Origin of the sequence: Actinomyces naeslundii, assembly GCF_001956585.1 — a bacterium.
Taxonomy (GTDB): domain Bacteria; phylum Actinomycetota; class Actinomycetes; order Actinomycetales; family Actinomycetaceae; genus Actinomyces; species Actinomyces naeslundii.
In genome coordinates, this window is the sequence record NZ_MSRR01000023.1 from 1 (window position 1) to 24076 (window position 24076).

Here is a 24076-nt window from a genome sequence, read left to right on the forward strand (position 1 = left end):
GACCGTCCCCGGGCCCGCGCCGGTTCCGGCCGAGCCCTTCACCGGCAGCTTCCCGGCCTTCGAGGACGATGACGAGGAGGAGGAGATCGATCCCGCGGTCGCTCGTCAGGAGAAGCGCACCACCAGCTCCATCCTGGTGACGCTCGTCCTCATCGTCATCGTCTCCCTGGCGGCGGCGAGCTACATCGTGTACCAGACGATCGGTATCCCCTTCGCGGACAAGGATCAAGCGGCCGCGGACACGGTTCCCTCAGCCACCGCGCACAACGCCGGTGGCGGGGGTGGACAGCAGCAGGCTCCCGCCACTGAGGCGCCTGCGGCCAAGCCCGAGATCGCCGGCGTGAGCGTTGCCAACAACCTGAGCACTCAGGCGGACAACAACCAGAAGTACCTCAGTGACGGCGACACCAGCCGCCCCTGGTTCTCTCACAACACCGGCAGTCCGGAGCTGAGCCAACCGATCGACATCGAGATCAAGCTCAAGAGCCGTGCCAAGGTCTCGGAGATCGACATGCAGGGCACCAACGAGGGCGGGCAGGTTGAGGTCCGTGCCACGGACATCAACAACGCGGCAGGCGGCACGGTTCTCGCCCAAGGCCCCTTCGCCGCGGGGAGCACCACCCTCAAGGTCGACAATCCCCAAGAGGTCGACACCATCGTCATCAGGGTGATGCAGCTTCCCAAGAACAGTGAACCCGGCGAGTACCCCTACAAGGCCACCATGACAGAGGTCACAGTCAAATAAGCTGTGGCAAGGGAACATAGTTCATTGATCACTAGTTGCACTGGGTGGTCGCGCACCGCGTCCATCGCTCATTCGTCAGGAGAGTCATGATTCACGACGTCGTCATCGTCGGCTCCGGCCCCGCCGGCTACACGGCCGCCATCTACGCGGCCCGCGCCCAGCTCAACCCGGTCATCCTGGCCGGCTCGGTGACCGCGGGCGGCGCCCTGATGAACACGACCGAGGTGGAGAACTACCCCGGTTTCATCGAGGGGATCATGGGCCCCGAGCTCATGAACCAGATGCAGGAGCAGGCTGAGCGCTTCGGCGCGGAGATCCGCTACGAGGACGTCACTGCCCTTGAGCTGGAGGGCGACGTCAAGCGCATCACCACCTCCGACGACGTCTACGAGGCCCGTACGGTCATCATCTCCACCGGCTCGGAGTACCGGCATCTGGGCATCGATGGGGAGGAGCGCCTCTCCGGGCACGGCGTGTCCTACTGCGCCACCTGCGACGGGTTCTTCTTCAAGGACCAGGACATCATCGTCGTCGGCGGTGGGGACTCAGCCATGGAGGAGGCCACCTTCCTGACCCGTTTCGCCCGCTCCGTCACGGTAGTGCACCGCCGCGACGAGCTGCGCGCCTCGGCTGTCATGGCCAAGCGCGCCCAGCAGGACCCGAAGATCTCCTTCGCCTGGAACTCGCGCGTCGTTGAGCTTCACGGCGAGGACTCCCTGACCGGCGTCACCCTGGAGGACACCATCACTGGGGAGCGCCGCCAGATCGAGGCCACGGGTCTGTTCGTCGCCATCGGCCAGGTGCCGCGCAGCGAGCTCGTCGCCGATGTCCTTGAGCTCGACGAGGCCGGCTACATCAAGGTCGAGGTCCCCTCGCAGCGCACCCGCATCCCCGGGGTCTTCGCCTGCGGTGACGTCGCCGATCCCACCTACCAGCAGGCCATTACGGCAGCCGGTTCGGGTTGCCGCGCCGCTCTGGACGCCGAGCACTACCTGACCACGCTGCAGGCCTGACCCGGCCTCTCAGCTCAGCGAAAGGCGGGCTCCGACGTCGTCGGAGGACCTGCGCTGCGCTATCCCGACTCACCTACCCACAACGTTCGAGGAGAAAACCATGTCCGAGGCACTCGCCGTCACCGACGCCACCTTCGAGGCGGAGGTCCTCAAGTCCGAGGTTCCCGTCGTCATCGACTTCTGGGCCGAGTGGTGCGGCCCCTGCCGCCAGATGGCACCGATCGTGGACGAGGTCGCCGCCGACTTCGGTGACAAGGTCAAGTTCGTCAAGGTGGATGTGGACGCCAACCCGGCCACGGCCCGTTCCTACGGCGTGCGCTCCATCCCGACCTTCGCGGTCGTGCGCGACGGCGAGGTCTTCCACCAGTTCAGCGGCTCCCGTCCGAAGGCGTCCTTCAAGGCAGAGGTGGAGAAGGTCCTGGCCTGAGCCCGGACTTCCGCCAACTGATACCAGCTGCTACGACGCCGGTCCCATTCACCGTCTCTCACAGAGTGGTGGATGGGGCCGGCGTCGTCCACGAGTTGTCTGACGACTTGCCGCACCCGGTTGGGCTCGTCTGTCACCACGGGCCACGGCCCCGTAGAATCGCTCAGGAATCGCAGTGGCATCATGGCATGCGACACGGCAAGAAGGCGGCACATGCAGCACACTCAGTACATCTCCACCCGCGGACAGATGGCACCCGCCGGGTTCATGGACGTTCTCCTGGCGGGTCTGGCACCCGACGGCGGCTTGGCGGTACCGGAGCGGCTGCCCGCTCTCACCCCGGAGCAGCTCGAGACCTGGAGATCCCTCAACTACGCGGAACTGGCCACCGAGGTCATCGGCCTGTTCGCCACTGACATTCCCCGTGAGGACCTGGCGGCTCTGACCCGGGCGGCCTACGGCGAGTCCCGCTTCCCGCAGCCGGTCGTTCCGGTGACCGGGCTTGACGACGTCGCCGACGGCCTGGTCCTCGTGGGCCTGTCCGAGGGGCCGACCATGGCTTTCAAGGACCTGGCCATGCAGTTCCTGGGGCAGGCGATTCCCTACGTGCTGGCCAAGCAGGGCAAGGTCCTCAACATCCTGGGTGCCACCTCGGGCGACACTGGTTCGGCGGCCGAGCACGCCTTCCGGGGGCAGGAAGGCGTCAGCGTCTTCATGCTCTCGCCGGCCGGTCGCATGAGCCCGGTGCAGCGGGCGCAGATGTACACCCTCCAGGACGCCAACATCCACAACATCGCGGTGCGCGGTGTCTTCGACGACTGCCAGGCACTGGTCAAGGCCCTGAGCAACGACGCGGACTTCAAGGCGGCCCACCACCTGGGTGCCGTCAACTCCATCAACATCGGCCGGATCGCCGCGCAGGCCGTCTACTACGTGTGGTCCTGGCTGCGGGTCACCGACGCGGTGGAGGAGGGGGCACGAGCCGGCTACCGCCTCGACGTGTGCGTCCCCTCGGGCAACTTCGGCAACATCTACGCCGGGTTCCTGGCCCGGTCCATGGGAGTGCCGATCCGCCGTCTCATCCTGGCCACCAACGAGAACAACGTCCTCGAGGAGTTCTTCACCACGGGCATCTACCGACCTCGCTCGGCAGCTGACACCTTGGCTACCTCCAGCCCGTCGATGGACATCTCGAAGGCCTCGAACCTGGAGCGCTTCATCTGGGCCCTGCTGGGGCCGGAGGCCTTCGTGCAGCGCTGGGCGGAGCTGGAGTCCACCGGCACTCTCGATCTGCGCGATCAGCTCCCGCGCCTGGGAGAGGACTTCGGCTTCGTGGCCGGGACGTCGTCGCACGACGACCGCCTGAAGACCATTCGCTCCGTCAAGGAGCGCTCTGGCCGGCTCATCGACCCTCATACCGCCGACGGCGTCACGGTGGCTCTACGCACCATGGAGCCAGGGTTCCCGACTCTCGTCATGGAGACGGCCAAGGCCGCGAAGTTCCCGCAGACCGTGGCCGAGGCGCTCGGGACGGAGCCGGAGACACCCGCTGTCATCGCCGATCTGCTCGCCCAACCCCAGAAGGTGGAGACGATCGACAATGAGGAGGCCCCTTTGCGCCACCTCATCGAGGAACAAGCCCTGACCTCCTGATCGACGCCCATCCGGAGTCGGATGAGCGTCTCTCGCCGCGCCGCGCATCGTGCCCATGATGCGCGGCGCGTCTGCATCTGCTGGTACCGACCCGTCTCGTTGCGCTCCGAAAGCACTTTCGTGTTTCACGTGAAACACCGCGGATTACTCCTGACCTCACCATGTCCTTCCCGCCGGTGCGGCATGGCAGACTTGGATCCACGGACGCAGCAGCGGCGACCAAGGAAGGACCGAAGGTGAGTCAGAGCAGTAACCAGGTGAAGGGCAACCGACTCGATCCGTGGCTGGACAGCTACGCTGCACGAGCTCACGGTCTGCGCGCCTCAGAGACTCGCTCACTGTTCGCCGTCGCCTCACGACCGGAAGTGGTCTCGCTGGCAGGCGGAATGCCCAATCTCAAGGACCTCCCACTGGAGCGGCTGGCGGAGGCCACGGCGCAGATGATCCGCAAGGACGGCGGCAAAGCGCTGCAGTATGGAAACGGCCAGGGGCTACCGCGACTGCGGGAGCAGATCACCGAGGTCATGGCCCTCGAGGGCATCCAGGCCGATCCGGAGGACGTCATCATCACGACTGGCTCCCAGCAGGCCGTCGACATCGTCACCGAGCTCTTCGTCGATCCCGGCGACGTCGTCCTGACCGAGGCGCCCACGTACGTCGGATCCCTGTCGATCTTCGCGACGTATCAGGCCGATGTGCAGCAGGTGCCGATTGACGCCGATGGCGTTGTCCCTGAGGCCCTGGAGGAGATGATCGTCCGCCTCGAGCGCGAGGGGCGCCGCATCAAGTTCTTCTACTGCCTGCCCAACTTCCACAACCCTGCCGGGGTGACGCTCACGGAGGAGCGCCGTCCACAGGTCATCGAGATCTGCCGGCGCCACCACATCCTTATCGTGGAGGACAACCCCTACGGGCTGCTGGGCTTCGAGGGACAGACCTACACGGCCCTCAAGACTCTCGCACCCGACGACGTCGTCTACCTCGGCTCCTTCTCCAAGATCTTCGCGCCCGGGTACCGCGTGGGCTGGGCAGTGGCCCCACCAGCCGTTCGGGAGAAGATGAAGCTGGCCTCCGAGGCGGCCATCCTGTGCCCGTCGTCGGTCGGCCAGTTCTCGATCTCCATGTACCTGGACCAGTTCGACTGGAAACAGCAGATCGTGGACTTCCAAGCCATGTACCGGGGACGGCGCGACACCATGGTGGCAGCGCTGGAGGAGTTCCTGCCGATGTGCCACTGGAACATCCCCGAGGGCGGATTCTACGTGTGGGTGCAGCTGCCCGAGGGACTCGATGCGAAGGACATGCTTCCGCGCGCAGTCACCAACCTGGTCGCCTACGTATCCGGGACTGCCTTCTACGCCGGTGGAAGGGCCGGACAGGACCATCTGCGGCTGTCCTTCTGCTACCCCGAACCTCCTGAGATCCGCGAAGGCGTGCGACGACTCTCCGGCGTTGTCACCCGCGATCTCGAACTGCTGGATCTATTCGGTCCCACCCATAGTCCCCATCCGTCCGAAGGCGTCCACGCGCCCGCACCCGACCAGATCTGAGGTTGACGATGAACCAGTCTCCACTCCGTATCGCTGTCCTCGCCGGCGGTCTGAGCCACGAGCGCGACATCTCGCTGCGTTCCGGGCATCGCGTCGCCCAGGTCCTTAAGCACCTCGGGCACACCGTCCTGGTCCTGGACATCGACGCACGCACCATCGGATCGCTCAAGACCTTCGGCCCCGACGTCGTATGGCCGCTGGTCCACGGTGGCCCAGGAGAGGACGGAGGGTTGCAGAACATGCTCATTGCGCTGGACCTGCCATATGTGGGGACCCATTCCGACGGCTGTCAGCGAGCCTCCTTCAAACCCACCGCTAAGGCGAGCGTTCGCACCGGAGGAGTGATTACTCCTGATTCGTTGACGCTTCCACATTCCTACTTCAGTCAACTCGGGGCGCAGGACGTCCTGACCGTCGTCGCCGGTCATCTGGGTCTTCCCGTTGTGGTGAAGCCTCATCAGGGCGGCTCCGGACTCGGCGTGTCCTACGCTTCAACGGCGGACGACTTACGGTCGGCGATGGTGGCCTGTTTTGCCTACGACGAGCGGGCTCTCATCGAACGTTACGTTCCCGGAACAGAGCTTGCTGTGTCCGTCGTCGATACAGGAGAGGGGCCACGTGCACTCCCTCCCGTCGAGGTGGTGACCGAAGGACAGTACGACTTTGATGCCCGGTACAACCCAGGCCGCTCAGAGTACTTCGTACCCGCGCGCTTGGATGACTCGGTCATCGACATGGTCAAGACCACCGCCATCACCGTCCACACGACGCTCGGGCTCGGGAATCTCTCTCGAACCGACCTCATCCTCGACGAGGAGGGGACGCCCTGGTTCATCGACGTGAACGTCATTCCAGGAATGACTGAGACGTCGCTACTACCAATTGCGGCCAAGGCAGAGGGCTCTTTGGAGGAGCTGTACGACGCTCTCGTGCGAAATCCACTTGTGCACCCGTAGTTTCTGGTTTCACGTGAAACGGTGGCTCCACTCAATCAGAGTGGAGCCACCGTCGTATGTAGGAAGTGCACCGCCAGGTACGACGCAACGATCGAGGAGCGCGCCCCGAACGGTTCGTGCGGCGCATCGTTGTGAATCGGTCACCAACTCGAGGACGGAACTAACGTCGCTCATCGAAGATAACTGAAACGGTCCTGCCTCTCTGTGTTTCACGTGAAACAGCGTCAAGACAACGAATCACACGCGGCTCCGCTGGAAGCGTCCGTGATCATCCCCCTCCCCAGGGGAGCGGACAGTAAGTCGCCTGCAGGATGAACACCACCGGGCACTGGTTCACCTCGGAGAAGCCTTCACTGCTGATCTCGGACCCATTCCCTTGTTTCACGTGAAACCGAGTCACTCATCAAATTCAGGTAGCGGAGTATGAACGGAACCTATGCGGTACGTGAGGCGAAGAGGACGTACCTGCCTCCACTTGTATCCGCTCCAGCGCACCAACGAAGGCCCTCATAATCCTCCTACAGAATCCAGCCATCGTGCCTGGGCCCCGCTCCGCGGGGACGAAACCAGTTCTCGGGCGATCAACGGACGAGGCATGGTTGCCAAGAAACGGATAGCTCCACCACGGAGTAAAAGACTCATTCACGCAACGATACCGGTGCGAACTATCGACGGGACTGCAGATCTGGTTTCATGTGAAACCGCGCGAATGCGGGCTTGCCCATCGGGGGGAAACAGGGCGTTCCACGAACGATGCGAAGCCAGGTTGTATCGCCAGTGCATCACAAACTACGCTGATATCCAACTCGTCACCCACCCAACTGTACTCACACTAGGGGACGTCCTCTATGTGTCTCTTCGTCACTGAACGATCAACCGTCATGGAATCGCACCTGGACGAGGCCTGTTTCAGGATCATCGTCCCCATGCTCAGTTCGATACCGAGCCGACAGTCGGAGTCGCAGTAGTCGTTTCCGCCGCGCAGCCCCACCACAGTTTCACGTGAAACAGTGCTGTTCCCCGCTTCGATCGGCAGAGCAATGTCAGTCCCGTGCCCGAGCCAGATGACAGATCCAACAGCGAACTGCTGCGCTGGCTCCTCACCACCAACGACACCCGTTGTCTCCGACGCTACCAAGGCTATTTCAGTCTCAGGCTCCATAGCTCTTAGAAACGCAGGAGCCTCAAATACCGGATCAGTCCCGACAGTGGTTTGCACCGCCTCGACACGGGGTAGTAGGTTCCTCAACCACGACTGACAGTATCCCGTTCGCGAGACACCCGATTAGGTTTCACGTGAAACCTCCCAAATACCTTGCGCAGGCCAACGTACGGACGAGTCTAAGGCAACACCATGTCGTTCGATTCCTTCGGGTAGCCCGAAGAGCAAGTATAAGTGTCCACAGTTTCTTCGCGGTTTGAATCCTTGTTCCGAGGAGGCCTTGTCGAACGATGCAGTCGACATACGCGGAGTTCACGCACTCCTTCCCCATTTCGTCTTCTCGTGCTCGCGGACGCACTCGGTTGGCGAAGCGTTTCACGTGAAACCGAAGCTCTCATCTCATTCGATCGGACTCACTTCGTTGCCACGGAACCGGTCCTGAGCACGCTTCGAGCACCGATACTGCGGTGGTGCACCCGCGAGACTGAAGCCCGAAGAACAAGAGATTCCTCGATCCCGTCTCAGCTTCTCTCCCTACTCTCGAGGAGAGGAGGCACGTCAAGCGCGCAACCGCTGCATCGGCCCCTGCCGTATGCCCAGGTCGGGTCAGCGCATGCAAGAGCAGCACCAACCACCGGGACCATATACAACGAGCCTGTTCTCGTTTCACGTGAAACCGGCATTCAATGAACAAAGCGCAAGACAAGCTAATCCCAGGTTCACGTTCCGCCATCGTCAGGTACACGTTTCACGTGAAACCGCAATTGAACCGCTCACGCCATCAAACGACAGACGAGGTTTGGCAAAGCCTCAACGTGCGTGGGGTGTCCTCATGTAGCCAGCCATCATCGTGGAGACCCATATGTCAACCACAGACGACGGTTTGGGCTGAAACTATGACTTCGATACGTCGACGCCCGACAGGCGGCCTTCTTCTGAGAACTATCCGCTTCGACGAACGCGGCATCCTCGTTCCTCGCAGTATGAACGCATTCGGCGCCCCACTGACGATGAAAGGAGTAGAGGCCACGACCTTGGAGTGCTGCCTCACGACTCAGCCACTGTTTCACGTGAAACCGATCCACTCTCCACATTCAGTTCAAGGGATGTTGCTATAGCGCTACGAACGCAGCACCATACCGGATGCCAGCAGACAGCATACGATCCCAGCGAGACAGGCTTGCGTAGGAGGCTTGGCTGGCTCTGTCATACAGTCATGTCAGCCCGCCCCTCGGGAGAGGACCTTCCAGCAAACGCTCGTCGCTGCGTCGTTCCCGGCATTCGACCGCACTACTCCGCATATGTGCACGGACTCCTCCAGTCAGAGGTGCAGATACGATTCGATCGCCACTTTTCTTTCTCGGTTTCACGTGAAACCGGGTCACCGATGGCCCTCCCGTGGCCGGCGGAGCAACAAGTAATGCTGCATCTCGACGAACTGAGCGGGCTACGTTCCAAGACCGTTACCCGAAAGGCCATGCCTCACACTGTTTCACGTGAAACCGTCCCAAGGTGAATGCATCGCTCGATATAAGTAGGCCCTGGGCACGCGCATATACTACGAGGATCTCAACGCTTCCGCGATAGCGCACCCCCTCCACTCGTCACTCACCGAGTCAACCAAGTCGACGCTCCCCATCATCGTTTCATTCACCGTTCCTACAGGACGCACAGGCAGCGAACTCACCGAATGCAGCGAGCGCCTTCTCTCCTCCGTAAGGTCTACTCAGGTTTCAACGTGGGAAGGATTCTTGCGGGTTCCTTACAGCCGAAGCTCCTGCGCCTCGCACATCCACTTCCCAAGGAGTCTTCTCCGGAACGGCAGGAGCCCACGCTTCGCATGGCGGAGCGGTTTCATGTGAAACCGTGCCATCTTCTTTCCGCCGCACCGTACACCATACGGAACAGGACGGATGCCACAGCCATTATCCGTCGGCACTCCCCCAGGGGAGGGGTTCTGCGACGCGCGGCCTACGAACCTACTTGTTCACGTCCAGAGCACCGGCCATGTGTCGCCTGCCGCCGTCCTTCACAGGTGTGCTGGTTCCGCAAAGCCCCCTCCCATGTTTCACGTGAAACTAAGGCTCATCCTTTCCACACCAGATTGGACGGCAGATCGGCATCGTATGTCTTAGTGGATATAGAAGTGGGGCCGAGGCATATTCAGCCTCGGCCCCACCGCCGTACTCACCTCCGACGAGGTCTACTCCTCATCGAGGGACGTACCTGGTGCCAACGCGCCGACGATACGCGCGAGATCCTCGTCCCCTGCGAACTCGATAGTGATACGCCCCTTCTTCGCTCCACGTGTCACCTTGACGCGCGTATCGAAGGCGTCGGAAAGACGCGTCGAAAGCGCCGGGAGAGGCGTACTGCGGGCCCGCAGCACCTTCGGCTGATCCGATCCCGAGTCCGCTTCCTCGTGAAGAGCAACGAGCTCTTCCGTTGCCCGAACTGACAGCCCCTCGGCCACAACCCGCTGGGCGAGCCGTTCCATCTCAGCAGCATTCGGGAGGCCTAGCAGTGCGCGGGCGTGACCCGCCGAAATGACATTAGCGGCCAGTCTCCGCTGCACCAGCGGAGGAAGCTTCATGAGACGCAGCGTATTCGAGATCTGCGAGCGTGACCGAGCGATCCGTTCGGACAGCTCCGCGTGCGTGCACTGGAAGTCCTCCAGCAACTGCTGGTACGCCGCAGCCTCTTCGAGTGGATTCAGCTGTACTCGGTGCAGGTTCTCCAGCAGGGCGTCACGCAACAGGTCGACGTCGTCGGTATCCCGAACGACAGCCGGAATCGTCTCCAGGCCGGCTTCCTTGGAAGCACGCAGACGACGCTCACCCATGATGAGCTCATAACGCGGCTCCTCTCCCTGCAAGGTCGGCACCTGCCGCACCACGATGGGCTGCAGCAGTCCCACTTCCGCGATCGAAGCAGCCAACTCCGAGATGTCCTCTTCGTCGAAGACCTGGCGAGGTTGGCGAGGATTGGGATGGATCAAGTTCACCGGAATCTCAGCAAAACGAGCTCCAGGAACAGGAACTAGATCAGAAGCATCAGCGCCCGCTGGGTCATTGCCAGTATCGGACTCACCATCAGTCTCAAGCCCGGCCGATACTTCGTGGTCGGTCTCAGAGGAAGCCGGCTGATCAACAACCTCTGATATCTGCTCGTCCTCCGTTTCACGTGAAACAACTGACTTCTCTGAAACTGAGACCGTCTCCGGAGCCGGCTCTACAGCAGCATGATTGAGCGCGGTCTCATCGTCCTGCGTCGAAGCCTCAACCGCACTGGATGTCGCTTCCTCGGTCTTCTTCTGTGCACGCTTCCGAGTTGTCTGACCGGCCGCGTGAGCTCGCTTGGTCGAGGCGGTCGTCGAAGCCTTCTCAGTCCTTTTGACGGCCTTCTTGCCAGTCTTCTTCTCGGTCATCTGCGTCGTCGTAGCCGAAGCCGGCGTGGTTTCACGTGAAACCGGCGTTTCCTGAGCGTCCTTCTCCGCCGTTCTGCGGGATGTCGTCGAACGCGTTGAACGGCTCTTTGATCCCCGCTTCCGCTGAGAGGGGGCCAAGAGGGTGGCGGTCAGATCTCGGGTACTCCGCGATTCCGTTGTCGGCTCGGGCTCCGGGTCAGCATGCTCGGTCTCGGCGTGGGAAGGGGTATTTTCCTCATGTGCATCGTCCTTCCTCGACTCAGGAAAGAAAACATCGGAGGGACGAGATGCAGATACCTTCTCCTTCTGCGCCTCGGGAATCAGCGCCTGCAGACCCCGACCGAGTCCGCGCCGTTTCTGAGCCATTAGGCTTCCTCGCCTTCATTTCGGGGAGCGCCCCGCAGAGCGACCTCACGAGCCAGTTTCTTATACGCAATTGCGCCGGTGGACCGGGGGTCCCAGAACACCACAGGAGCGCCGAAGGAGGGGGCTTCAGCAACACGGATTGAACGTGGGACCTTGGTGTCCAACGTTGCATCAGGGAAATAGGAACGAACTTCGGACTCCACCTCGCGCGCCAAGGTGGTGCGCCCGTCGAACATGGTCAGCACGATCATGGATACGCCCAGCCCAGGATTGTGAATGCGGGCGATTCGATCGATAGAGCGTGTCAGAAGTGCCAAGCCCTCAAGAGCGTAGTACTCCGCCTGCATCGGAATGAGGACCTCGTCGGCTGCAACGAAGGCGTTGATCGTCATAATGCCAAGGCTCGGTGGGCAGTCGATGATGACGTAGTCGAGGGCCGGTTGCCCGTCGGTTTCACGTGAAACCAGGTAGTCCACCAACGCACGCCGCAGCCGCGATTCCCGCTCGGCCGTTGAGATGAGCTCAATCTCGACCGCGGCCACATCGATCGTCGCCGGCACACACCACAAGGTCTCACAGAAACGAGTTTTGGCGACCACATCCTTGATGGACATACCGTCAACAAGGACGTCGTAGATGGAGGCACTGTCCTCGTCGTGCTCCACTCCCAACGCTGTCGAGGCGTTGCCCTGCGAGTCGGCGTCGATGAGTAGCACGTGCAACCCGCCCTCAGCCAGTGCTGCGGCAAGATTGACTGCGGTCGATGTCTTTCCGACGCCGCCCTTCTGGTTGGCGACCGCGATGACACGAGTTCGCTCGGGACGTGGAAACTCTCCACCCGCTACCTCGTCTAGAGCGAGGTGCTCGGCCTGGAGCTGATCGAAGATAGACGATCCGGACAAACCTGCTTCTCCTCGGACGGCAACCCAACGGCCCGAGCCAGTCGGGCAGTTACGAGTCTACGCGAGCAGGCCGATCCTCACGCGTTACACCGAACGCGCGCCGTATCTCACCGGTTCTTCGGGCGGCGAATCTCAACGACGGCCGTCGTTTCGTCACCGGGAGTAACAACCTCGTGAACTACAGCAACTGATAACTTTGCCTTTTTAATCACGTACTTGGCGTCATCGACCTCGTCCTGCGCCCGCATGCCCTTGAGTGCGAGCAGAGCACCCCCCGGTCGGAGCAACGGCGCGGTCAGCCGTACGAGCTTGGACAGGTTCGCTACCGCGCGAGCCGTGACCACGTCATAGCGGTCCTTGATCTCCTCGGCCCGAGCCCTCCTGATGGTGATGTTGTCCAGATCCAGTTCCTCAACGACGTCGGAGAGCCACTGGGTACGGCGCTCCATTGTCTCAATGAGCGTGACATCAAGATCAGGACGCAGCAGGGCGACGACGATGCCGGGAAAACCGGCCCCGGAGCCGACATCGGCCACACTTCCCCGAGCCGGCAGGAAGGGGACCACGGCGGCCGAGTTGACAATGTGCCGGCTCCACAGACGGGGAAGCTCACGCGGCCCCACCAGACCGCGCAGCTCACCCTCCTCAGCGAGCATCTGCGCGAAGTGCTCCGCGGCGGAGAAGGAGACCCCGAAGATCTCCCGCATCTCCGGCGTCGGCTCCTCCACCTGGGCCCGCTGCTCCTCACTCATACTCAAGCCTGCTCGCCGACGGGCTCGGCACCGATCTCTTCAGTGTCATCGACGTCGTCGACTTCCTCGTCCTCCACCTCATCGGCCGGCAGGACCACGACGTAGCGGTGCGGCTCGGCACCCTCTGACTCCGAGATCAGACCGGCCGAGGCGACGACGTCGTGGCACACCTTGCGCTCGAAGGGGTTCATCGGCTCCAGGCTGACGGACTCGCCGGTGGTGAGCACCTTGGTGACGGCCTCCTGGGCGACCTTGGTCAGCTCGGTCCGACGATCCGCGCGGTAGCCGTTGATGTCCAGCATGAGCCGCGAACGGTTGCCTGTGCGCGCCTGAACCGCGAGACGGGTCAGCTCCTGAACCGCCTCGAGGACCTCCCCGTTGCGTCCGACGAGGTCGTCGAGCTCGCGCTCGTCACCCTCCTCGGAGGCGAGCACGGCAATCGAGGCGCGCCCGTGGTCAATGTCGATGTCAATGTCGCCGCCCAGGTCGGCGATGTCGAGAAGCTCCTCGAGGTAGTCGGCACCGATCTCGCCCTCCTCCTCGAGGCGCGAGACGGTGTTGCTCACAGGCTGACCTGCGGGCTGGCGGGAGGAGTCGTTGCTGTGCTGCTCACTCATCATGTCATCCGTATCTGTCATGGGAACCGGGTTGTCTCACCGCTGAACACGTTTCAGCGGTTGCGCTTCTTCTTGGCCTGAGCCTTGCGCCGGGCCGCCGCCTCACGGCGCTGACGGGCTCGGCGCTCGTAACGACGTCGAGCGATCTCCTCATCGCTGAGGCCACCACTCTTGGAGGATGCAGATCCGTCGGAGTCACTCGCGTCCTCGCCGGCATCCTGGTCGGCGTCGGAGGGACCACCGACGCCACTGCGGGACTCGTTCTGTCCGCCGGACTTCTTCTGCCGGTTCTTACGCACCGGCTGCACCCGCTGACCACCGGTGCGCCCCTCGGCCTCAGCCTTGGCAACCGCCTCGGCTCGCTCCTCCTCCTCCAAGGAGGGCAGGCCCTTGCGGGCGCGCTTGGCATTGATCCGGGCGCGGTACTTCTTCTCCGCCTCACTTCCAGGCGCCGGCATGTTGCGGATGGTGAAGAACTGCTGGCCCATGGTCCACAGGTTGGAGACGACCCAGTAGACGAGCACACCGATCTGGAAGTTGACACCGGAGACGGCGAAGATCACCGGCATCACGTACATCATCATCCGCTGGGATCGGATCATGGGGTTGTCGGAGTTGAGGGACTCCGCCGACATGTTCTTCATCGACAGCTGCGCCATGGTGTACCACTGCGTCACCGACATGATGACGATCATCGCCACCGTGACGATCTTGACCTGCGTGTCGGTGCTGCTCATGAAGGACGAAGACAGGCTCGCGCCGAAGACGCTGGAGGCCTGGACCTGCTTGGCCAGCTCCTGGGTGAGCGGTCCGATCGAGGGGCGGCCGTAGCTTCCGCCTGCGACGGCGCCTAGCGAGGCCAGAACCCGGAACAGGGCGAAGAAGATCGGCATCTGCACCAGGATCGGCAGGCAGGAGGCCATGGGGTTGGTCCCGTGCTTGCGGTAGAGCGCCATCATCTCTTCGTTCATGCGCTGGCGCGACTCGGGATCCTTCTTGCCCTTGTACTTGGCCTGGAGCGCCTGCATCTCCGGCTGGAGGAGCTGCATTCCACGAGACGCGCGGATCTGCTTGACGAAGAGCGGCATGATGAGCAGCCGCACCACGATCGTCAGACCGATGATGGACAGTACCCAGGCAATCCCCGGCCCGTCGGGGAATCCGACGAGGATCAGGGCCTTGTGGATCGTGACCATGACCCAGGCCACAGCCACCTTGAGGGGCCATAGCAACGTGTCCATCCGTACTCCTTGTATAAGGGCTCTCGTGGGGAACCGGTGTCAGTGCGGGCTCAGCGCGCGGTCGGAATGACACCGGCCGGCTGAGAAGAACGGTCAGGATTCCTCAACCCTGAACCTCGGAACATCATGGGGGTGGTGGTAGCGCCAGCGTCCCTTGTCCGGGACATGGTCGACTCCACCGAGGGTCAATGGGTTGCATCGCAGCAGACGCCAGATGGCCAGCAGCGCGCCCTTGACCGGACCGTGCACCTCCACCGCGGTAACGGCGTAGGCGGAACAGGTGGGGTAGTACCGGCACGACGCCGGCAGCGCCGGAGAGATGAAGCGCTGATAGAGACGCACAGGAGCCAGAAGGGCTCGCGTCAACCATCCACTCATCACTCACTCATCACCATTCCGCGCGGTTCACCGTCGCGATCCCTGTGCCTGACGCTCGCGGCACCGGGTCAGGAGCCGATCCAGATCCTTCCCCAGAATGCTGCTGTCGGCACCGTCGGCACCCGCCAGTCCGCGAACGACGACACGGGCACCCGGCTCGAGCGCACCGATCCGCTGCGCCATCAGAGCTCTTACACGACGCTTGACCCGGTTGCGGTGCGTTGCCAGCGGGATCTGCTTCTTGGGCACGACGACGCCGACGAGAGCCGGGGAATCATCCCCTCTCCCGCCGGCGTGGTAGTGAACGACCAGCCTGCGGTTCCCGCAACGCGTACCTCGACGGATCGCGGAGGTGAAGTCCTCACCCCGCGCCAACCGATGCGCCGCGCCGAGCACCTCAGGCGGAGAGACGAGCGCGACCCTTGCGGCGTCGCGAAGCGAGGACAGCGCGGCCTGCGCGGGTGGACATGCGCTTACGGAAGCCGTGCACCTTGGCACGACGACGGTTGTTCGGCTGATAGGTCCGCTTGCTCACGGGCTTAACTCCTGCTTGAGGTGATCGGAACAGTGCATCACGAGGTTCGCGGCACTGTCGCTCGTGCGGCTGCCCCATGGTTCGGGACCTGACTCCGCGCGAACGTCTGCAACAGCCTACGTTTGGCCCTCTTGCCGGTCAAACGGATACAGCCGACTGTGACCGATGACGTCTCCACACCTCGTCCACACGTCTTCCACAGTCGGGCACACCCATGTCCACCGTTGTGGGAAGCAGGCTGTCCACAGCCTTGCGGATATGTGGATAACTCGCCGACCTGTGGGCATCTTCTCATCAGGCCCTCAATTGCCTACACATCTGTCATTCGGCAACCTCGTGCCGCGTGATCCGGACCTGACAATCCTAGTAATTCCAGAGATTATCCTGAATAGGACCTGTGAGTCATTGCTCTCCTTGTCCCCAGATGTGGACAAGGCTGTGGAGAAACAGCATGATGGGACGCCCGGTCAAGACCGTCCGGTTCGCCAGGTCCACAGATCCCTGTCATCATCGACGCAGTGTCCTGGCCGACACCGGTCAGGTTGTCCTCACCGGGTTCATCATCCATGCCGATCAGGAGTCCGTCGTGCCCGACGCCGCCAACACCAAATGGCTCTCAGCTCTCGAGGTGCTCTCCAGCTCCGGGGAGCTGGGCCAGGGCAAGATGTCCATGATTCGCATGACTCATCTCATCGACGTCGATGGCACTCTCGTTCTCGTCGTCGGATCGGCCTTCGCCAAGGACATCGTCGAGCAGGCACGCGGTCCTATCGGTGCCGCCGTCACCCAGGTCTGGGGACGGCCCATGCCCATCGAGGTCACGGTCGACACCTCCTCGGAGGTCTCACGAGCACCCATGCCCCCCGTGGCTCCAGAACCCGTTAATCTGGCCACCGTCTCACCATCACATTCACCGTCACATTCACTGTCGGGGTCATCCCCTGTCTCGGCCCCACTCGCACCAGCCGGTCCCGCCCCCACTGATGGCTCCGCTGTGCCCGCCTACGGTCAGTCGATCGGGGAACCGCCGGCCCACTCGGCCTCCGCTCCTTCACCGGCACCCCGGTCGCAAGCCTCCGCCGCCTCGGCCTCCTCACCGACATCGGGCTCACTGCCGGCCATGTCGGGATTCCCCGGTGCCTACAGCCCCGGAACCGCCGGCCCGCAGAGCGCAAGCGGACTGCTCACTCCGACGGCGGCCAATGACGTCTCTCAACTCAATCCGCGCTACACCTTCGACACCTATGTCACCGGATCGTCCAACAGGTTCGCCCACGCCACGGCCCTGGCGGTCGCCGAGGCCCCGGCGAGGGCCTACAACCCTCTGTTCATCTACGGAGGCTCCGGACTGGGCAAGACCCACCTGCTGCATGCCATCGGCCACTACTCCCAGACACTCAACCCCGGAATCCGCGTCAAGTACGTCAACTCCGAGGTCTTCGTCTCCGACTTCATCGCCTGCGTACGCGACGGAAACCAGGATGACGGGCGCATGGAGGGGTTCAAGCGCCGCTATCGGGAAGTCGATATTCTTCTGGTTGACGACATCCAGTTCCTTCAAGGCAAGGAGTCAACCCTCGAGGAGTTCTTCCACACCTTCAACTCCCTGCACTCATCAGGCAAGCAGGTCGTTCTCACCTCCGACCAGCCGCCCAAGGCCCTGGGAGGACTCGACGAACGCCTGCGCTCCCGCTTCGAGTGGGGCCTGCTGGCCGATGTCCAGCCCCCGGACCTGGAGACCCGCATCGCGATCCTCTCCCGCAAGGGCACCGCCGAGGGCCTCGACCTGCCCTTCGACGTCCTGGAGTACATCGCCTCGCGCATCACCACCAATATCCGCGAGCTCGAGGGCGCGCTCATCCGCGTCACGGCCTTCGCCTCACTCAACAAGCAGCCGGTCGACCAGACCCTCGCGGAAATGGTGCTCAAGGACATCATCTCCGATCCCGAGGGCCAGGAGATCACCACCTCCCTCATCATGGGGCAGACCGCCGACTACTTCGGCATCACCATCGACGACCTGTGCTCGGCCAACCGTTCACGCACCATGGTCTCGGCCCGCCACATCGCCATGTACCTGTGCCGTGAGCTCACCGATCTGTCCCTGCCCAAGATCGGCCGGGAGTTCGGCGGGCGCGACCACACCACGGTGATGAGCGCCGACAAGAAGATCCGCACCCTCATGGCCGAGCGGCGCTCCACCTTCAATCAGGTCACCGAGCTGACCAGCCGCATCAAGCAGGCCGCCCAGTCACCCGCCTGACCTGACGACGCACCGTCCCCAACGACGTCGTCGCACGAGCGGTCGGGTACACGCGCCCTCGGCTACCATCCGCGCCGCTCGTTCCTCGCGGCGCTCCCGCCAGACCCGCCACGCCTTCGAGTACCTGTACCCGACCGCATCCAACGCTGCTGTGGACGGTGCTGAGGACGGCACGTGGAGGAGCGAGCGTGTCGCTGTGGAGGTCAGGCACCCTCACTGTGGAATGACATTCTTGTCATTCACTCTCTCCACTGATGCCCTCGAGGGCTCACCAGAACCACCCACGTGTCGTTCCCCAGCAGCATTGGCGTGACAGCAAGGAAAGACCCTGTTATCCCCAGCATCCACACGTGCTACTACACCTACAAACCAAGATGACAGGAATCGCGAAGCACGATCGGCCAACGGGACCGGTTCGGACCCCGACGGCATTGTCATTCAGGGAGACTCATGGGATGAGGATGGGTGATCGCTGGTGACGGAAGCGATTGCCACGGTCTACCGTCTACACTCTCGACCCAGGACTGCGCTGCGAGCAACGCGGTTCCTGTATGACGACCTGCCGGTGACCTGCCGGCACGAATGTTTGCTGCTCGGCTCATTGGTGCCACGACGCCCCATTGACCGACCTACCACGATTGACGGAGGCACCTACCGTGAAGCTCAGGGTTGACCGAGACATCCTCGCCGAAGCCGTCACCTGGACTGCACGGTCCGTGCCCGCCCGCCCACCGGTGCCGGTACTGGCCGGAGTGAGGCTGGAGGCCAAGGGCTCCAGCCTGATCCTGGCCTCCTTCGACTACGAGGTCTCAGCGCACTGCGAGGTGGCCGCCGATGTCGAGGAGGATGGCGTCGTCCTCGTCTCCGGAAGACTTCTGGCCGATATCGCCAAGGCCCTGCCGAACAAGCCCGTCGACCTGGAGGTCGACGGCAACAAGGTGGCCGTCTCCTGCGGCTCGGCCCGTTTCTCCCTGGCCGCGATGGCTGCCGACGACTACCCGGCACTGCCCGTCATGCCTGCCGTCGCCGGAACGATCGATGCCCACGACCTGGCCCGCGCCGTCGCCCAGGTCTCCATCGCGGCCTCCCGCGACGACACCCTGCCCCTGCTCACCAGCGTCCAGATGGAGGTCAAGGGCAGCTCCCTGGTACTCATGGCCACCGACCGCTACCGCCTGGCCATGCGGGAGCTGACCTGGTCGCCGGCCAACACCGAACTGTCCACCACCGCGCTGCTCAAGGCCCGTACCCTGTCCGACGTCGCCAAGTCCCTGACCTCCTCGGGTGATGTGACGGTGGCGCTCAGCAGCGAGTCGACCGCTTCCAGCCTCATCGGCTTTGAGGCCGGCGGCAGGCGCACCACCTCTCTGCTCACCGACGGCGACTACCCGCCGGTGCGCCGGCTCTTCCCGGAGTCCACCTCGATCCACGCCACCGTGGGTACCGACGAGCTCATGGCGGCCGTGCGCCGCGTCAGCCTCGTCGCCGACCGTTCCACCCCCATCCACATGTCCTTCACCCAGGGCAACCTGGAGCTCGACGCCGGACAGGGCGACGACGCCCAGGCCACCGAGCAGCTCGTCGCCCATCTCGAGGGTGACGACATCTCCACCGCTTTCAACCCCGGATACCTCCTTGACGGCCTGGGCGCACTCAATCAGCCCTACGTCCGACTGGACTTCACTCACGCCTCCAAGCCGGCGGTACTCACGGGCATGGACTCCATCGGAGGCGCAGAGGACTCCACCTTCCGCTACCTGCTCATGCCGATCCGCTTCGGAGCCTGAGACTCAACGGTGCATGTACGTCTCTGACCTCTCCCTGGACGACTTCCGCTCCTACCACAACCTCGTTCTGTCCTTGGAGCCCGGTCCCAGCGCCTTCGTCGGCTCCAACGGGCAGGGCAAGACCAACCTGATCGAGGCGATCGTCTACCTGGCCACGCTCTCCTCCCACCGGATCGGGGCCGACACCGCCCTGGTGCGACGCGCGGTGCCGGGACAGAGCCAGCCGGCCGGCGCTGTTGTCCGCGCCCGGACCGTCCACGGTGAGAGACCCAGTGTCCTGGAGATCGAGATCATCGCCGGCAAGGCGAACCGGGCCCGCCTTAACCGGGGCAGCTGCCGGCCTCGGGACCTGCTCGGAGTGCTGCGCGCTGTTGTCTTCGCTCCGGAGGATCTGTCCCTGGTGCGCGCAGAGCCGGGGGTGCGCCGAGCGTTCCTCGATGACCTCGTGGTCACCTTGCGTCCGAGCCTGGCCGGGGTGCGCAACGAGCACGACAAGATCCTCGCCCAGCGCGCCAGCCTTCTGAAGTCCGCGCGCGCCGCCCGCTCATCGACTGCCTCGATGCTCTCCACCCTGGAGGTCTGGGACGCCCAGCTCGCCACTGCGGCCGCCCGGCTCATTGCTGCCCGGGTCGATGTCATGCGGCGTCTGCGCCCCTGGGTGGCCGCCGCCTACGGGACCGTCTCGGGCAGTTCCGGGGAGCGTTCGCGCGCCCAGCTCGCCTACCGTTCGAGCCTGTTGACTCATGAGGGGATCCCGGAACCCGACCCTCATGACGAGGCGGCCTGGCTCGCCGGTGAGGAGACGCTTCTGGACGAGACCGCCGTCACCACACGCCTGGAGAGCGCCATGGGCGAGCTCCACGCCCGAGAGATCGACCGCGGCGCGAACCTCGTCGGGGCGCACCGCGACGACCTGTCTCTGTTCATCACCGGCCTGCCCGCCCGCGGATTCGCCTCGCATGGTGAGCAGTGGTCCCTGGCCCTGGCGCTGCGCCTGGCCTCCTACGACATGCTGCGCACCGACGTCGACGCCTACGGCGGGGACGGCGAGCCCGTCCTCATCCTCGATGACGTCTTCGCCTCCCTTGACGAGCAACGCCGACGCGCTCTGGCCCACATGGTCGCCGGGGCCCAGCAGGTCCTGCTGACCGCGGCCGTCGACGACGACGTCCCCGATGAGCTCGCCGGTGCCCGGTACCGGGTGGCCGACGGCGAGGTCGCCCGTGGCTGAGCGCCTCCGGCCCACAGGTGAAGGATCCACCGGCGCGGACGGTGGATCCGGTCGGGGATCCGGAACGGCCCCCGGCCCCTTGCCCGACGTGCTGGCCCAGCGGGCACTGACCCGGCAGCGGGCTCAGGCCTGGGAGAAGGGAGACAGCCGGGTTCCGGCCCGCAGACTGCGTGAGCCGGCCGGTGGTTCCAACGGAGTCGGTGGTGCGGAGCAGACGGCGCCCTGGGACCAGCGTCGTGAGCTGGCCCGGGCACTGGGACAGAACCCGGATGACCTGGCCGATCGCGGCCCCGGGCTGGCACGCGGTCGAGACCGGCCCGGCCCCACCCCCTTCGACCCCCGCACTGGTCAGCGGGAGCTGCGCCGTATGGTGGCCGACAACGGTTGGGCCGGAAAGCTCGCGGTGGCCGGCGTCGTCGCCCGGTGGCAGGCCATTGTGGGCGATCAGATCGCCGAGCACTGCACCATCGAGTCCTTCGAGGCCGGTCGCATCACCCTCCGCGCCTCGTCGTCGAGCTGGGCCCAGCAGCTGCGGCTCCTTCAGCCGACCATCGAGGCCCGGATCATCGAGGCCCTGCGCTCGGGTCCCGGAGGGCGCCAGGCGGGGGGCGTCAGTACCAGTGATGGCGTGGAGCTGCGGATCCTGGGACCGGCCGGCCCGTCCTGGAAGCGTCGGGGCGTCGGCCTGCGAGGAACCCGCGGACCACGCGATACATACGGCTAGCGGTACCATCTCCAGTGCACCAGTCGCCGGGCGTCGTCGTCGGAAAGATCTGGGACGGACACGAGACACCGCACGGTTCGGTGATCTGCATGTAACAGAGGTGACCACGGGCACGCTCTCAGCGACCCTCAGCACAGCGGGTTGAGTATCCATCTACGCTAGAATGCGGTGAAACCGCCCAGGTGCGCCCAGGACCGTCCTGATGTACCCACCTACGTGTGCGCATGATCCTCCTCAGGATCGTCGCGTGAAGGGCTCGGACGGAGACATCGGACCACTGAGGTCCCGATGCGCACAGATTGAGGAGCAACTGACACGTGTCTGACCAGGACGCCACTGTGAATCATGATTACGGAGCCTCGGACATCACCGTCCTCGAAGGGCTCGAAGCGGTCCGGAAGCGCCCCGGTATGTACATCGGTTCCACCGGTGAGCGCGGCCTGCACCACCTCGTCTACGAGGTTGTCGACAACTCCGTCGACGAGGCCTTGGCCGGATACTGCGACCACATTGAGATCACCATCCTGGCCGACGGCGGCGTACGCGTCAGCGACAACGGGCGCGGCATCCCGGTCGATGAGCACCCCACCGAGCACCGGCCCACCGTCGAGGTCGTCATGACGATCCTGCACGCCGGAGGCAAGTTCGGTGGTGGTGGCTACGCGGTCTCCGGCGGTCTGCACGGCGTGGGCATCTCCGTGGTCAACGCCCTGTCCACTCGGGTGGACACCGAGGTCCGCCGCCAGGGATTCGTATGGCGTATGTCCTTCGCCGACGGCGGCCGCCCCATCACCGAGCTCGTCAAGGGTGAGTCCACCGAGTTCACCGGCACCACCCAGACCTTCTACCCGGACCCGAGCATCTTCGAGACGGTCGACTTCGACTACGAGACGCTGCGGCGTCGGTTCCAGCAGATGGCCTTCCTCAACAAGGGACTGCGCATCACCCTGACCGACGAGCGCGTCGGCGTTCAGGACGCCGGCGACGAGATCACTGGTGACGACTCCGCCCCCGATGCCCCCGAGGTCGGTTTCCGCACTGACTCCTACTGCTACGAGCACGGCCTGAGCGACTACGTCGCCTTCCTCAACAAGTCCAAGAAGGCCGAGCTCATCCACCCCGAGATCATCGACTTCGAGGCCGAGCAGACCCTGGGCGAGACCCACTCCATCAGCCTCGAGATCGCGATGCAGTGGACCAGCTCCTACTCCGAGTCGGTCCATACCTACGCCAACACGATCAACACCACCGAGGGCGGCACCCACGAGGAGGGCTTCCGCACGGCGCTGACCACACTGGTCAACAAGTACGCCCGGGACAAGGGCCTGCTCAAGGAGCGCGACGACAACCTCACCGGTGACGACATCCGTGAGGGTCTGACGGCCGTCATCTCCGTCAAACTCTCCGAGCCGCAGTTCGAGGGCCAGACCAAGACCAAGCTCGGCAACACCGAGGCCCGCACCTTCGTCCAGCAGACCGTCTACGGACAGTTCGGTGACTGGCTGGACTCCCACCCGAGCGACGCCCGCGCCATCATCACCAAGGCATCCCAGGCCGCCGCCGCGCGCCTGGCCGCCCGCAAGGCCCGCGAGGCCACCCGTCGTAAGGGCGTCCTGGAGTCCGCCTCCATGCCCGGCAAGCTGCGGGACTGTTCCTCGAAGAACGCCGCGGACTCTGAGATCTTCATCGTCGAGGGTGACTCGGCCGGTGGCTCCGCTGTCGGCGGCCGCGACCCCGAGCACCAGGCGATCATGCCGATCCGCGGCAAGATCCTCAACGTGGAGAAGGCGCGCCTGGACCGGGCCCTGTCCTCCGACACGATCCGCAGCCTCATCACCGCCTTCGGCACCGGCATCGGCGAGGACTTCGACATCACCAAGCTGCGATACGGCAAGATCGTCATCATGGCCGACGCCGACGTCGACGGCCAGCACATCGCCACCCTCCTGCTGACCCTCCTGTTCCGTTACATGCGTCCGCTCATCGAGCACGGCCACACCTACATCGCCATGCCGCCGCTCTACCGGCTCAAGTGGTCCAACGCCGAGCACGAGTTCGCATACTCCGACGCCGAGCGTGACAAGCTGCTGGCCGCCGGCCAGGAGAAGGGCCACCGTCTGCCCAAGGACGGAGGGATCCAGCGCTACAAGGGTCTGGGCGAGATGAACGACCACGAACTGTGGGAGACCACGATGGACCCCACGACCCGCATCCTCAAGCAGGTCACGCTCGATGAGGCCGCCGACGCCGACGAGACCTTCGCGATCCTCATGGGCGACGACGTCGAGCAGCGGCGCTCCTTCATCCAGCGCAACGCCTCCGACGTCCGCTTCCTGGACATCTGAAT

Annotated in this window: 19 protein-coding genes and 1 pseudogene; 11 read left to right on the plus strand and 9 right to left on the minus strand. The window is 64.0% G+C overall.

Annotated features, from left to right (window positions below; all coding sequences use genetic code 11):
- The 6 genes and pseudogenes from BKH33_RS10210 to BKH33_RS10235 all read left to right on the plus strand — a co-directional run.
- A pseudogene (locus tag BKH33_RS10210) lies at positions 1–745 on the plus strand (hypothetical protein); the annotation flags it as partial.
- A gap of 86 nt (positions 746–831) precedes the next feature.
- The gene (trxB, locus tag BKH33_RS10215) at positions 832–1758 is read left to right on the plus strand and encodes a thioredoxin-disulfide reductase (RefSeq protein WP_003783649.1); all 927 of its coding nucleotides are present in this window, start codon (positions 832–834) and stop codon (positions 1756–1758) included.
- A gap of 100 nt (positions 1759–1858) precedes the next feature.
- Positions 1859–2185, plus strand: a complete 327-nt coding sequence (trxA, locus tag BKH33_RS10220; protein WP_003783735.1) for a thioredoxin — start codon at positions 1859–1861, stop codon at positions 2183–2185.
- Between the two features lie 213 nt (positions 2186–2398).
- Positions 2399–3838, plus strand: a complete 1440-nt coding sequence (gene thrC / locus BKH33_RS10225) for a threonine synthase (RefSeq protein ID WP_003783685.1) — start codon at positions 2399–2401, stop codon at positions 3836–3838.
- Positions 3839–4074: 236 nt separating this feature from the next.
- Positions 4075–5388 (plus strand): aminotransferase-like domain-containing protein, encoded by a 1314-nt coding sequence (locus BKH33_RS10230; RefSeq protein WP_003783529.1) that lies wholly within the window; start codon positions 4075–4077, stop codon positions 5386–5388.
- A gap of 8 nt (positions 5389–5396) precedes the next feature.
- On the plus strand, positions 5397–6344 hold the full coding sequence (locus tag BKH33_RS10235; RefSeq protein ID WP_003783711.1) for a D-alanine--D-alanine ligase family protein: 948 nt from the start codon (positions 5397–5399) through the stop codon (positions 6342–6344).
- Positions 6345–7176: 832 nt separating this feature from the next.
- Here the strand turns inward: BKH33_RS10235 and BKH33_RS13820 are convergent.
- The 9 genes from BKH33_RS13820 to rpmH all read right to left on the minus strand — a co-directional run bounded on the left by BKH33_RS13820 (position 7177) and on the right by rpmH (position 15724).
- Positions 7177–7506, minus strand: a complete 330-nt coding sequence (locus BKH33_RS13820) for a hypothetical protein (RefSeq protein WP_043539447.1) — start codon at positions 7504–7506, stop codon at positions 7177–7179.
- Between the two features lie 2203 nt (positions 7507–9709).
- A complete protein-coding gene (locus tag BKH33_RS10245) occupies positions 9710–11299 on the minus strand; it encodes a ParB/RepB/Spo0J family partition protein (RefSeq protein ID WP_003783741.1) in 1590 nt (529 codons plus the stop codon).
- Complete coding sequence (locus tag BKH33_RS10250) at positions 11299–12201, minus strand: ParA family protein (RefSeq protein WP_003783604.1); 903 nt, start codon at positions 12199–12201, stop codon at positions 11299–11301. The genes BKH33_RS10245 and BKH33_RS10250 overlap by 1 nt, the downstream gene beginning before the upstream one ends.
- Positions 12202–12308: 107 nt before the next feature.
- Positions 12309–12953: a 16S rRNA (guanine(527)-N(7))-methyltransferase RsmG gene (rsmG, locus tag BKH33_RS10255; protein WP_003783764.1), complete on the minus strand. Its 645-nt coding sequence runs from the start codon at positions 12951–12953 to the stop codon at positions 12309–12311.
- A 2-nt stretch (positions 12954–12955) separates the two neighbouring features.
- On the minus strand, positions 12956–13573 hold the full coding sequence (locus BKH33_RS10260) for a Jag family protein (RefSeq protein ID WP_050998525.1): 618 nt from the start codon (positions 13571–13573) through the stop codon (positions 12956–12958).
- 50 nt (positions 13574–13623) lie between these two features.
- Positions 13624–14811, minus strand: coding sequence for a membrane protein insertase YidC (gene yidC, locus BKH33_RS10265; RefSeq protein WP_003783597.1), 1188 nt, complete (start codon positions 14809–14811; stop codon positions 13624–13626).
- Between the two features lie 93 nt (positions 14812–14904).
- Positions 14905–15189, minus strand: a complete 285-nt coding sequence (yidD, locus tag BKH33_RS10270; RefSeq protein ID WP_043539445.1) for a membrane protein insertion efficiency factor YidD — start codon at positions 15187–15189, stop codon at positions 14905–14907.
- 27 nt (positions 15190–15216) lie between these two features.
- Positions 15217–15564 (minus strand): ribonuclease P protein component, encoded by a 348-nt coding sequence (gene rnpA / locus BKH33_RS10275; RefSeq protein WP_076066645.1) that lies wholly within the window; start codon positions 15562–15564, stop codon positions 15217–15219.
- Between the two features lie 22 nt (positions 15565–15586).
- Positions 15587–15724, minus strand: coding sequence for a 50S ribosomal protein L34 (gene rpmH / locus BKH33_RS10280; protein WP_003783787.1), 138 nt, complete (start codon positions 15722–15724; stop codon positions 15587–15589).
- Between the two features lie 586 nt (positions 15725–16310).
- Between rpmH and dnaA the strand changes: the two genes are divergently transcribed.
- The 5 genes from dnaA (at position 16311) to gyrB (ending at position 24074) form a co-directional block, all read left to right on the plus strand.
- Positions 16311–17987, plus strand: coding sequence for a chromosomal replication initiator protein DnaA (dnaA, locus tag BKH33_RS10285; protein ID WP_043539469.1), 1677 nt, complete (start codon positions 16311–16313; stop codon positions 17985–17987).
- A 656-nt stretch (positions 17988–18643) separates the two neighbouring features.
- Entirely contained in the window at positions 18644–19774 is a 1131-nt protein-coding gene (gene dnaN, locus BKH33_RS10290; RefSeq protein WP_003783525.1) for a DNA polymerase III subunit beta, read from the plus strand.
- 13 nt (positions 19775–19787) lie between these two features.
- On the plus strand, positions 19788–21005 hold the full coding sequence (recF, locus tag BKH33_RS10295; RefSeq protein WP_076142731.1) for a DNA replication/repair protein RecF: 1218 nt from the start codon (positions 19788–19790) through the stop codon (positions 21003–21005).
- Positions 20998–21729 carry a DciA family protein gene (locus BKH33_RS10300; protein ID WP_003783759.1) on the plus strand — a complete coding sequence of 244 codons (732 nt, stop codon included), beginning with the start codon at positions 20998–21000 and terminating at the stop codon, positions 21727–21729. Before recF ends, BKH33_RS10300 begins: the two co-directional genes overlap by 8 nt.
- Positions 21730–22046: 317 nt before the next feature.
- Positions 22047–24074, plus strand: a complete 2028-nt coding sequence (gyrB, locus tag BKH33_RS10305) for a DNA topoisomerase (ATP-hydrolyzing) subunit B (RefSeq protein ID WP_003783681.1) — start codon at positions 22047–22049, stop codon at positions 24072–24074.
- Positions 24075–24076 lie beyond the last annotated feature (2 nt).